Origin of the sequence: Photorhabdus hainanensis (assembly GCF_018448965.1) — a bacterium.
Lineage (GTDB): Bacteria > Pseudomonadota > Gammaproteobacteria > Enterobacterales > Enterobacteriaceae > Photorhabdus > Photorhabdus akhurstii.
Genome location: NZ_RCWD01000029.1, coordinates 62,399 through 74,659, shown reverse-complemented (window position 1 = coordinate 74,659; position 12,261 = coordinate 62,399). Strand labels below are relative to the sequence as shown.

Below are 12,261 nucleotides of genomic sequence, written 5' to 3'. Positions count from 1 at the left end.
AGTGTTAAGCTTCCTTATTTTCAGTGGGTTAACACAATGATAAGTAATGTAAAAAATTCGATACGCGGAACATATCATTCGATTAGCAAAAAGTATTTACCTCGTTATCTTGCCGAATTCTGTTTCAGGTTCAATTGGCGCTTTAACCTTAAAAAAACATTCGAACAGCTTATTTATTCATGTATCCGGGCAGCACCTATACCTGAGTATTTACTCAAGCTAGCTGAGATTCGATGGTAATCAGGAAACAAAATGATTTAATATATTTATTCTTGCTATTTAAATAATTCTCACCCCCAGAGAATAAATTTCCTCTCCGTTTTAACGCATATATATCTCATTAATATAAAATAACATGGCATCAAATATTTTGATGCCATGTTTATTACATATTTTTTCAGCGAGTAAATATCCATATAATTATCTTTGCGTTATTTTATTCCCAATTGGATAATTGAAAACCACTCATCAACATCCTTAACATCTTGAATAACCAATCCTGCCTGGTTAGCCAAACGTTCGAATTCCGTTAAATTACGCTCTTTTCCTGAAAATAGTGCATCCATTAGCATATCTAAATATATCACCGCCTTGTATTGTGGTTTTTTCATATAACCTATCAATAAAATCTTTGCACCATTATCCATTGCCTTACGGCAATTTTCTAAAATTAATACTGCTTTATCATCGGGCCAATCGTGGAGAATATTCTTTAAAATATATAAATCATAACCTGATGGAATTAATTTAAAAAAGTCTCCATTTATAAAATCTATATTTTCCAAAACAGGAATTTCATGATATCTATCCAATACAGCGTAATGTTTTCCTTTAACTTTCTCACTGATTTTCAACAAAAGATTTCCCTCTCCCCCTCCAACATCTAATATTCTGTCGTATTGACTAAAATCATAAATATCAAGTAGCTTCCCAATGATTTTATCTGAGGTCTTTGACATTGAAGAATCAAAATTTGATTTGAGTGATTTATTACTAACCAAATGTTCAAAGAATGATTTTCCATGCATTATTTCAAATGCGGGTTTTCCATCATTTTCAAGTAAAGATTTCGAATACATTGGCCAAGCATTCCAGCAATCTGGGCTTAGTTCCCATTTTACAATTAATGACTCCATACTTTCAGGATCGGCAAGCGCTCTGCATTCTTCAGAAAGAGTGACTCTATGGCCGTGGTTAACCAATATCCCAATTTCAATTAAAAAATCACATAATCGGTCAAGTCGAGAATAATCAATACCACATTGACGGGAAAGTTCGTCTATATCTACATAAGCTCCATTTTTAAAGTGAATAGATAAACCTGTATCAACAAAAGCGTAGATTGCGGCTGATTTTCTATATGATGTAATAAGTTCGGCTAGCATTGAGTTATCCTTTATGTCTTTATCTTATAAAGAGATGAAGTATGTTACCTAAAATGCATGAAATACCATGATGATTAATTGGGTATTTCGATAACTAATATGTGATTATTAGCTTTGTTACCTTTTCTTGGTGAGATAATAAAGATTTCATTCTCCTTATTTCCCCATTGCTCCACTTACTTTAATAACGCATTTTAGGACAAAATTGTTAACTATCAGACTATATTAAATTAGACAAAAAGAAATGACAAAGATCACAATTAACTCTTCTCATAAATTTAGAAAATCAAATAGGATTGTTTAATATGGTTTTTAATCGTTTTTATTGCCAGAGAATAATTCTGCTTTTTATTTTACTACATATATATTTAATTATCATAAAACAAAAATTGGCATCAAATATATTGATGCCACATATATATTCCCTAACGATGGGATATGAATATAATCATCTTTGGAAATGATTATGAATCCCTATAATTTATTTCACCCCTAATTCGATAAGTGAAAACATTCCATCTATATCTTTAGAATATCGAACGATGAGTCCCGCCTGGTTAGCTAGATGTTCGAATTCACTTAAATAACGCTCTTGCCCTAAATATAGCATATCCATTAATAAATCGACAGATTTAACCATTGGGGATTTTGTTTTTTTCATTAAGGTTATTATCAGGATGTTTGCATTATCATCCATCACTTCTCGGCAATTCTTCAAAAGGGATATTGCGTCATTATCAGGCCAGTTATGGAGGACATTCTTTAAAATATATAAATCATAACCTGACGGAATTGACTCAAAAAAATCGCCATTTATGAAATCTATACCTTCATAAATAGGAATTTCATTATATCTGTCCAATACAGCATAATCTTTTCCTTTGAATTTTTCACTGATTCTGATCAAAAGCTCTCCATCTCCACCTCCCAGATCCAATATTCTGTTATATTTATTAAAATCATGCACAACAAGCAATTCTTTAATTATTTTATTTGTATATTTTGACATTAAAGCGTCAAAATTTGATTTTAGTACTTTATCATTATCCCAAATCTCATAGAATGATTTTCCATGCGCCATATCAAATGCCGGTTTACCATTGTTTTCCAGTAAGGATTTTGGGTACATTAACCAAGAATCCCAATGTTCTCGATTGATTTCATATTTTATTGTCAAGAATTCAAAACTATCAGGATCAGCAAGCGCGCTGCATTCTTCAGAAAGCGCAACCCCATCGTTGCCGCTAACCAATACACCTATTTCAGTTAAGAAATCACATAGTCGATTAAGTCTAGAATAATCAATACCATATTGATCAGCAAGTTTGTTAATATCTACATAGGTTCCATTTTTAAAGTGAATAGATAAACCCGCCTCAACAAAAGTGTAGATTGCGGCTGTTTTTCTATATGACGTAATGAGATTAATTAGCATGGAATTACCCTTTCTTTATCTTTAAATGAGGTTATTATATAGAATATAGATAGTACCACTATGACTAACTATATACAGTTGAAACGCATTTAAACCAAAATGTAATTATTAACTTTGCTATCTTTTCCTTATGAGGTAATGAATAATTAATTCTCTTTTTACAATTAATTATTCACTTTAATTATATGTTTTTAGGCATGAGTCAATTAATCATTAGGCCATATTAAATATAATAGAAAGAAATGTTAAAAATCACAATTAACTCTTTTTAGGGATTTTTAACATTAAATTGAAAGAAATTTTTTAACAATATTTTTCTTTCAGAAAAAAATTCACACAAAGAGTGAATGGTTATAAAAAATCGCAACCATTTCATGAATATATTGGTTATTACTGATCACATCATTTCCAGCATTATCTCTGTAGCCCAGAAACCTCTTTTGATCTATGCTGAGCGCTAAGAACAAGCTTAAGATTATTATTAACCTGAAAGCCCTAAAGCAGATAGCAGGAAGATAGAACTTAATGAGTATTCGCATCGTTCCTAAAGAACAACTAAGCAAAGATCGTAGCAATGAAAAAGCAGCAGATTATATTCCGCCATTGCTTTTTGCTAATCTGAGAAACCTTTATCAGCGCCGGACAGAACGCTTACAGCAACTGGCAGAAGAGAGCCCGTTCGTTGATTATCTTAACTTTTCAGCACAAGTTGCCCAAGCTCAGCAAAAAGCGTTGCATGATAATCCATTGAAAATGGAGATAGCAGATATCTTAGAAAAATCTGTTATTGAAGATAAACCGCCTCTGGATTGCAAAACCTTCCAACGTACTGGGCACTGGCAAAAATTGCTTCACTCTCTGATAGCAGAATTACTGCCGGATGCGTCGGAACATGTTAATGCCGCTCTGGATAATCTAGCAAAGGCGTCGGAACAGGAGCTGGAACAGATGGCCGATGCTTTGCTGAAAAATGAATTCAGTAAAGTCAGCCCTGAAAAAGCACTTTTTATCTGGGCGGCACTCTCCCTCTATTGGGCGCAAATGGCGAATCAAATCCCAGGAAAAGCGAAGGCGGAATATGGTGAACATCGTCAGTTCTGTCCAGTTTGCAGCAGTATGCCGGTCTCAAGTGTTGTTCAGATTGGCACAACCAACGGGCTGCGTTATCTACATTGTAGTTTGTGTGAAAGTGAATGGCATGTGGTGCGGGTAAAATGCAGTAACTGCGAACAGACACGCGATCTTAATTATTGGTCGCTGGATAGTGAGCACGCCGCCGTGAAAGCGGAAAGTTGCGGCGATTGTGGTAGTTATTTGAAAATCCTCTATCAAGAGAAAGATCCGAAAGTTGAGGCCGTTGCTGACGATTTAGCTTCACTGATCCTCGACGCCAAAATGGAAGAGGAAGGTTTTGCCCGCAGTAGCATCAACCCGTTTTTGTTCCCAAATGAGTAACAGTGAGTTGACGGAATTACCATGACATATAAACCGAACCCATTGTACAGCCAGCTCCCCGCTATTGATCTTCTATTGCGTGATCCACAAATCACCCCATTCGTGGCTCAATATGGACAGACGTTGGTAACGGCAACATTAAGAAGGATGCAGGAGCAGGCCAGAATCCATATCAAACAGTATCAGGCACTGCCTGATTGGTGTGATAACTGGGCCTTGGCACTCGGTCAGCAACTAGAACAGAAACAAACTTTGGCTTTAAAGCCGGTGTTCAACCTCAGTGGTACGGTGATTCATACCAATCTCGGCCGAGCCGTAATGGCAGAATCGGCTATTGAAGCGGTAACACAAGTGATGCGTTCACCCGTAACATTGGAATATTCCCTCAATGACGCTGGGCGTGGACACCGAGACCACGCTTTGGCAGATTTACTGCGCGAATTAACCGGGGCGGAAGATGCCTGTATTGTTAATAACAATGCAGCGGCTGTGCTGTTATTATTGGCAACCGTGGCATCCGGTAAGCAAGTTGTGGTTTCTCGTGGCGAACTAGTGGAAATTGGCGGCGCATTCCGTATTCCTGATGTGATGGTTCAAGCTGGATGCCGACTAGTTGAAGTCGGTACCACGAACCGCACTCACCTGAAAGATTATCAGCAAGCGATTAATGAAGAGACCGCTCTCCTCATGAAAGTACATGCCAGTAACTACAATATTGAAGGTTTTACCGCAGAAGTATCCGGCCGTGAATTGGCCGCTCTGGGAGTAGCCTCACAAATCCCTACTGCAATTGATCTGGGCAGTGGCTCCATGATGAATATGGCGCAATATGGATTGCCAGCCGAACCTATGCCCCAAGATTATCTGAATCAAGGCATCGATCTGGTCACTTTCTCTGGTGATAAATTACTGGGAGGACCACAGGCCGGCATTATTCTCGGTAAAAAGCGCTGGATAGAAGCAATCCAACGTCATCCGCTGAAACGTGCTTTGCGGGCGGATAAGATGACGCTGGCCGCTTTGGAAGCCACATTGCGGTTATATCAGCGCCCCGAACAGCTTCGCCAGCAGTTACCAACGTTACGTTTATTAACTCGTTCACAACAACAAGTGCATGATATGGCACAACAGCTATTACCTCAGCTTCAAACACGTTACAGCGACCAGTTTATTGTTCGTGATGAGCCATGTTATTCACAGATTGGCAGCGGCTCACTGCCGGTCGATCGTCTGCCAAGTTGGGCTTTGACTTTCGCCGCTATTGATGGTCAGGGAAGCTCGTTGGAACGGTTGGCCCGGCGTTGGCGTGGATTAACCAAACCCGTTCTTGGCCGTATTTCTGGCGGGCGTTTGTGGCTGGATTTACGCTGTCTCGAAGATGAAAAAGCGCTATTGCAGGCACTATTGCTGTAATTTTCTAAAATACAATAAATTACCGAAATATAATAATTCTCTGAAACTATTATGATTTTTGCCGCCGCGGGCCATGTTGATCATGGTAAAACCACACTTATTCAAGCGATTACCGGCGTTAATACAGCCCATTTGCCGGAAGAGAAAAAGCGCGGGATGACCATCGATTTAGGTTATGCCTATTGGCCGCAACCGGATAGCTCTGCGGTTGGTTTTATCGATGTGCCCGGACATGAAAAGTTCCTCGCTAATATGTTGGCAGGGATCGGGGGTATCGATCATGTTTTATTGGCGGTTGCCTGTGACGACGGGGTAATGGCTCAAACAAGAGAACATTTAGCCATTCTGCGTTTAATTGGCTGTCCGTCCATAACCGTTGCGCTCACTAAAGCCGATCGAGTGGAATCACAACGAATAGTTGAAGTCCGTCAGCAAATTGAACATGAGCTGGCAACTCAGGGTTGGGGTGCCCCGTCTCTGTTTGTAACGACCGCGATAGATGAAGAAAGTATTGTTCCGTTGAGGCAGCATCTGTTGCAGTTACATCAGCAAAATAAGCAACATGAAAAATTACATCAACGTTTTCGTCTGGCGATAGATCGCGCTTTCAGTGTAAAAGGAGCGGGTCTGGTAGTAACGGGAACAGCATTGTCTGGCCGGGTCAGTGTGGGAGATATTCTCTGGCTGACCGGCCGGGATCAACAAGTCAGAGTACGTGGCTTGCATGCTCAGAATCAACAAACCGATACGGCTCAGGCCGGGCAACGTATTGCACTGAATATTACTGGTGATGTCAGTAAAGAACAGGTTTCCCGTGGTGATTGGCTACTTTCCCACAAACCCTTTGAGCATGTAGAAAAGGTATTGGTGGAAGTAGAAACTGATGAACCTTTGCGAAACTGGCAACCACTTCATATTCATCATGCCGCCAGCCATATAACGGGGCGGATTTCATTACTAAATCAGCTTTCTGATAAGCCTCTGCTGGCTGAATTGGTACTTGATAGCCCATTGTGGTTGGTTGAGAATGATCGGCTAATACTGCGAGATATCAGCGCCAGAAAAACACTGGCTGGCGCGCGGGTGATAAACCTAAATTCCCCCCGCCGTGGTAAGCGCCAGCCAGAATTTTTGCATTGGCTCACTCAGCTTGCCAAAACATCAGATCATGCGGCTAATTTAGCGCTCCATTTGCCACGAGGCGCACTTTCTCTCGACCATTTTTCTTGGGCGCGTCAGTTAACGGAAGCCACTCTCCACCAGCTAATCGTTGATAAGGATGTGATTATTGCCAATGGGATGATGTTGTCACAGAACAATGCTAGGTTAGCAAAGCAGAAGTTACTACAAGTTTTGGCCGAATATCACCGGCAACATGTTGACCAACTGGGTTTAGGAAGGGCACGTCTGAAACGGATGGCGCTGCCAACGCTGGATGAAGCACTGGTTTATACTCTGATAGATGCATTGCTCAGTGATGGACAGCTAAAGCAATTACGAGGTTGGTTATATCTTCCTGAGCACAGTTTGTCTTTTAGTGATGAACAGGCAAAATTGTGGCAACGAATAGTCCCCTATTTCACAGATGATCCGTGGTGGGTACGTGATCTGGCTGCTGACTTAAAAGAAGAAGAGGCAACTGTTCGCAATTTGTTGAAAAAATCTGCCCAATTGGGGCATATTATCGCGATTGTTCCTGATCGTTATTATTGCAGCCAACGAATTCAACAATTCGCGGAGTTGATTCGCCAATTTAATCAAGATTATGGTGCAATTACCGCTGCGGATTTTCGTGATCAACTCGGTATCGGTCGTAAACTGGCTATTCAGATATTGGAATTTTTTGATCGCAGTGGTTTTACTCGTCGTCAGGCCGAGTCACATATTCTTAGAGATAATGGGCTATTCTGATGATTTGTTTATTTAAAATATAGATGATTTCAGCAAAATCACCGCCCTGTTTCATCGATTTAACTGATCTGTGCTATTTTTGCCAACCGTGAACCATCTATTAACTGGATTGAATACACTATGAAAAAGAAAATAATATCAGGTGCTTATCTGGGATTATTGTTCATTGCAACTTTAATACTGGTTTTTGAAAAAAGTGAAGACATTTACCCGGCACTGATCGCTGTCGGCGTGTTTGGTGTGATATTTGGCCTGGTGTTTTTTGTATCTGCCCGGTTACTGTTTTCTACGGCCTTTACCGGAACACTCTTTATTATCTTTAAGTTCCTCAATCAGATAAAAGTTCATTACTACAAAGAGCAGTTGATGTTCTCCGATCTGAACTTGATGTTTGATCCTGCCAATCAGGAAACATTACACCACTATTGGCTGGCCGGTTTGGGCGTTGTCGCTATGTTTATCTGGTTGATTTTTAACATGATGCTGAGCTGGAAAAAATCATCTCCCCTTCGTGGCTTCAAATGGCGTACTGTCGGCTTGGTTCTGGCGGTGTTCTGTACATGGGAAGTGAGCGCTACTGCCAATGCATTTAGAGAGCAGTGGGAATCTTCACTACCAAAAGGACGTGGTACCGTCACTAATATGGTGATGTCGGCTAAAGATGCCAAATATCATGCGCCTCAATTTGGGCAATCAGCCGATTATTTTCTGCAACAGGCTAAAAGTGTCGAGCTGCCTGTGCCGCAGTCAGCGATTAAACCTGACGTGGTGATGTTATTACAAGAATCTACCGTGACTCCACATATCTATCAGTTGCCTGATGATACCCATTTACCCGATCTTTATATGTTTCAGCGGGATTCTGGTGTCAGCGCACAAAGCCCAATGCGGGTGCAAACTTTCGGTGGTGGTACTTGGTTATCTGAATTTTCCGCTCTGACCGGCTTAAATACAGACGATTTTGGCTCACGTAAGAATGCGGTGTTTTATTTTATTGTTGATCACCTGAAATACAGCTTGTTCCATGAAATGAAACAGAATGGTTATTACACGGTTGTTTTGACGCCATTTAATAAATCCTCTTATCATTCTGGTCATGCTTATCAAACTCTCGGCGTTGATCGCATTATTCAGCCACAGGAATTGGGATATCCCGCCAGTCTTGATAAAAATCTGTGGACTATCTCTACGCAAGAGATGTTGGGTTATGTGAAAGAAATTTTGGCGCAGGAAACGGATAAGCCGCTCTTTATTTTCTCACTGACCATGTATGAACATGGCCCATATGATGAAGATCATTCTGATGATTACGGGCTTACCGGACATGTGAAAAATTCACAGGCAGTGGGTAAATTCAGTCACTATATGGAGAAAATCAAAGCTTCTGATCCGGCAATTAAAGATTTCAGTGAGTTTGTTGCTAAGCGGGAAAAGCCAACCATGTTCCTCTATTTCGGTGATCATCAACCCAATATCAGCCTAAACCAGTACAATGGCGTATTTTCAAATCCGGGTCATATCACCCAGTTTACTATGCGAGATAACTTGCAACAGGGAGAATCTATTCAGACTGATGAACTGACGGATATTTCATTCCTTGGCGGCATGATTATGGAGAGAGCTAAACTGGATGCTTCACCTTTTTATCGAGCAAATATGACAATGCGTCATCTCTGCCGGGGAGCGTTGGATGATTGTCAGGATAAGGCGCTAGTGGAAAGTTATAAACACTATATTTATCAGCAATTAGATGTTGCAGGTAAAAAGTAAGTTATAAAATCATAATGTGAGTAGGTGCCATATTTATATGGCACTGTAAATGACTCCAAGTGCCGAGTTGCAGTAGATAATTAGCTATCAGACGGGTACAGTCGGTTCAATGCCTGTTGCACAAACCTGTCTCAATGTCTGGTTATCCACGTACTCAAGCGCATAGATACATTTGACTGGCCAGTTATACTCACATAGTGCAGACAACGTAAGATTGTTTCTTCTGGCGTTTGGAAGTTTCCTGATCACTGTACTCTGGTTTGTTGCCTTTCAGCTCAATGAACAGACTATATACTGGATACGTTCCCATTCATCCACAATCAGCTTGTGCTTTATAGGTTTTTTCAAAAAGATATAGTTTTCAATCAGCCCTAACGTATTGAGTTTTTTCTGTAATTTTTTTATTTACTTTTTCATTGTGAATTTTCTCTATTTATTGTGAGCTATTCTGCTACATGTCAGAGTACAATATATGAAAGAGTTTTATTAAATTATAAATCCATATCACAGAATCATATAACCGCCGGCACATCTGCTTATAACATATGGGAAGATAGAAATTATTAAACAAAACACTAAGCATATAAAAATATATGCTTAGTGACAAAGAGAAACATCCTTAACATACTTATTTGGAGCCATCCATGATGATTTACTACATGTTACATACCCCTCCAACTTTAACTCATCATCAACATAAAAAGATACAAATAAAGTAAGAATAAATCCTATTATTGATACACATGAAATATAATCCCCAATTTTACCATTGAGATTTTTTGTTCTATTTTTAGCAATCCTTAACAAAGCATAAGCAATATGAATAAGTAAAGGAGTAAACCAAATAAACCCCGCACTCTTCCATGAGAATGGAATAACGCTATCACGCCTAAAAAAACCTATATAATCATTTAATGAGAAAAATACAAATAATACTGCCATAAAAAAAACAAATAGCGAGCCTACGTATATTTTTATTTTATTTATATTATCCACGGCTATATCTACCCCACATATTAAAAAATTGATCTGCCGTAGGTGTTCCCACAAAAACATTTCTTTTTCTATTTTTTATATTTTTAATTATGCTTTCACTAATTTTAAAATAATCATCCAACCAATATAAAGCAAACGAAACTCCAACCCCAAGAGCAAAAACTCCAATAGTTACAGCCAAAAGACTCCACCCTATAGTTAAGAGTGGCGCTGCTATTAGTGAATTAACGCCCAAAGCAACACCTGTTGATACAGCTAGTTTTGCACCATCTATTGTTAAGTTAACAAACAAATCAGCTAATCCATAATCATCTTTAAGTATTAACTCAACGGCTCTATATGCAGCTGAGATGCCATATGAAAGAATTTCACTCAACTATAAATCATATCATGGAGTCATATAACAACCTACCCATCTGCTTATAGCATATACTTAGTGACAAAGTGAAATGTCCTTAACATACTTATTTGGAGCCATCCATGATGATTTACTACAGATTAAATATCCCTCAGATTTTAATTCATCATCAACATAAAAAGACACAAATAAAGTAAGAATAATGCCTGTTATTGACACATATGAAACATAATTTCCTATTTTACTATTAAGACGTTTCACCTTACCCAATGAGATTCTATATAAAATAAAAGAAATATAAATCAACACAGGACTAAACCAAATAGCTCCCGCGCTTTTCCATGAGAATGTAATAACATCATGCTTAAAAAAACTGATATAATCACTCAATGAAAAAAATATAGATAACACTGTCATAAAAAGAAGCAATAAAATTCCAAAATATAATTTTGTTTTAATTTGCTTTATATTATCCACGGCTAAATCTACCCCACATATTAAGAAACTGATCCGGATGGTATGGTGTCGGATTTGTTTTTTTATTCTTTATGTTTTTAATTATAGTTTCACTAATTTTAAAGTGGTCATCTAACCAATATAAAGCGAGAGAAGTTAGAAACCCAATAGCAAAAACACCAAGAGCTACAAGCATAAGACTTCCTCCTACAGCTAAGAGTGGGGAAACTATTAGAGTATTAGCAGCCGTAGCAATACCTATTGAAATAGCTAACTTTGCACCATCCATTGTTAAATTAACGAACAAATCAACCAATCCATATTCATCTTTAAATATTAACTCAACTAGTCTATATGCGGCTGAGAATACTATACCGAATCTAGCACCTTGGGCAATTCCAGCTTCAATACCTAGCGTACCTACCCCAAAAGACACTATACGTGGACTATTAGCAAGATATCTTGTGGCGTTTAAATAGTTTCTTACACCAGGGTAACCTGATAACTTTATATATCTTCTTCCATCCTTACCAAAATACTCTGTTGCTTCGACACCGAAACTTCTTAAATCATTTATTATTCTTGCTATCCCAAAAGAATCATAGATATTACCAGCAAATGATGAAGCTGGATCAGTATATGAGTAGATAGTTTTAATATTATTTTTCCATGAATTATAGAAATTATGATCTAGTGTTTTCATATAATCTATGGCTTCATCTTTTGTCAATAAAGCAATAACTTATTGGTTTAGTTTAAATTGATGCTCAAATTCCAATAACATACGGTTATATTTTTGATCTTCTATTTGTTTTTTAAAATTAAGATGTTCTTCTAATCTGTAATCATTATCAACAAATGTTTTTAACCGTGGATCATACTTCATTTTATAACTCCATCTATATTATATAGTTTATTGAAGTTTTATTTCATATTTTATCGGACTTAGCTATTTTTTCTTTAATTTTTCTGAATTATTGGGAGCTGGATCAAATTTCCCTATTAATGGTGGGAGCCAGTATTGGCTTTGGCGAACACTCCAACCTAATAACTGTTCAGCAACGTTTCTTGGCCGGATATCG

At 38.3% G+C, this 12,261-nt stretch carries 12 protein-coding genes and 1 pseudogene; 5 read left to right on the top strand and 8 right to left on the bottom strand.

All coding sequences use genetic code 11. The features are described from left to right. Positions 1–240 (top strand): transposase (locus EAE92_RS16885; protein WP_214066812.1); only part of this gene is annotated, 240 nt, incomplete at its 5' end. 191 nt (positions 241–431) lie between these two features. On the opposite strand, the gene EAE92_RS16880 is transcribed toward EAE92_RS16885, so the two are convergent. Together EAE92_RS16880 and EAE92_RS16875 are read right to left on the bottom strand one after the other, a co-directional pair. Beyond that, entirely contained in the window at positions 432–1,385 is a 954-nt protein-coding gene (locus tag EAE92_RS16880) for a methyltransferase (protein ID WP_214068921.1), read from the bottom strand. Between the two features lie 481 nt (positions 1,386–1,866). Continuing rightward, positions 1,867–2,820, bottom strand: a complete 954-nt coding sequence (locus EAE92_RS16875) for a methyltransferase (RefSeq protein WP_214068920.1) — start codon at positions 2,818–2,820, stop codon at positions 1,867–1,869. 525 nt (positions 2,821–3,345) lie between these two features. On the opposite strand from EAE92_RS16875, the gene fdhE reads away from it, so the two are divergent. The 4 genes from fdhE to EAE92_RS16855 all read left to right on the top strand — a co-directional run bounded on the left by fdhE (position 3,346) and on the right by EAE92_RS16855 (position 9,369). After that, on the top strand, positions 3,346–4,275 hold the full coding sequence (fdhE, locus tag EAE92_RS16870; RefSeq protein ID WP_214068919.1) for a formate dehydrogenase accessory protein FdhE: 930 nt from the start codon (positions 3,346–3,348) through the stop codon (positions 4,273–4,275). Between the two features lie 21 nt (positions 4,276–4,296). Beyond that, on the top strand, positions 4,297–5,688 hold the full coding sequence (gene selA / locus EAE92_RS16865) for an L-seryl-tRNA(Sec) selenium transferase (protein ID WP_214068918.1): 1,392 nt from the start codon (positions 4,297–4,299) through the stop codon (positions 5,686–5,688). 51 nt (positions 5,689–5,739) lie between these two features. After that, positions 5,740–7,599 (top strand): selenocysteine-specific translation elongation factor, encoded by a 1,860-nt coding sequence (selB, locus tag EAE92_RS16860; protein WP_214068917.1) that lies wholly within the window; start codon positions 5,740–5,742, stop codon positions 7,597–7,599. A gap of 120 nt (positions 7,600–7,719) precedes the next feature. Then, a complete protein-coding gene (locus EAE92_RS16855) occupies positions 7,720–9,369 on the top strand; it encodes an LTA synthase family protein (protein WP_214068916.1) in 1,650 nt (549 codons plus the stop codon). Between the two features lie 87 nt (positions 9,370–9,456). Here the strand turns inward: EAE92_RS16855 and EAE92_RS16850 are convergent, their stop codons facing one another. The 6 genes and pseudogenes from EAE92_RS16850 to EAE92_RS25260 form a co-directional block, all read right to left on the bottom strand. Next, positions 9,457–9,618 carry a Tn3 family transposase gene (locus EAE92_RS16850; protein WP_144408098.1) on the bottom strand — a complete coding sequence of 54 codons (162 nt, stop codon included), beginning with the start codon at positions 9,616–9,618 and terminating at the stop codon, positions 9,457–9,459. Between the two features lie 348 nt (positions 9,619–9,966). Next, positions 9,967–10,365, bottom strand: coding sequence for a DUF1240 domain-containing protein (locus EAE92_RS16845; RefSeq protein WP_339959398.1), 399 nt, complete (start codon positions 10,363–10,365; stop codon positions 9,967–9,969). Beyond that, positions 10,358–10,714, bottom strand: a pseudogene (locus EAE92_RS16840) (hypothetical protein); the annotation flags it as partial. The pseudogene EAE92_RS16840 and the gene EAE92_RS16845, both read right to left, overlap by 8 nt. A gap of 84 nt (positions 10,715–10,798) precedes the next feature. Beyond that, positions 10,799–11,200 carry a DUF1240 domain-containing protein gene (locus EAE92_RS16835; protein WP_339959397.1) on the bottom strand — a complete coding sequence of 134 codons (402 nt, stop codon included), beginning with the start codon at positions 11,198–11,200 and terminating at the stop codon, positions 10,799–10,801. Continuing rightward, positions 11,193–11,882: a hypothetical protein gene (locus EAE92_RS16830; protein WP_339959396.1), complete on the bottom strand. Its 690-nt coding sequence runs from the start codon at positions 11,880–11,882 to the stop codon at positions 11,193–11,195. The genes EAE92_RS16835 and EAE92_RS16830 overlap by 8 nt, the downstream gene beginning before the upstream one ends. A gap of 39 nt (positions 11,883–11,921) precedes the next feature. Continuing rightward, positions 11,922–12,065 (bottom strand): hypothetical protein, encoded by a 144-nt coding sequence (locus EAE92_RS25260; RefSeq protein WP_339959395.1) that lies wholly within the window; start codon positions 12,063–12,065, stop codon positions 11,922–11,924. Between the last annotated feature and the right edge of the window lie 196 nt (positions 12,066–12,261).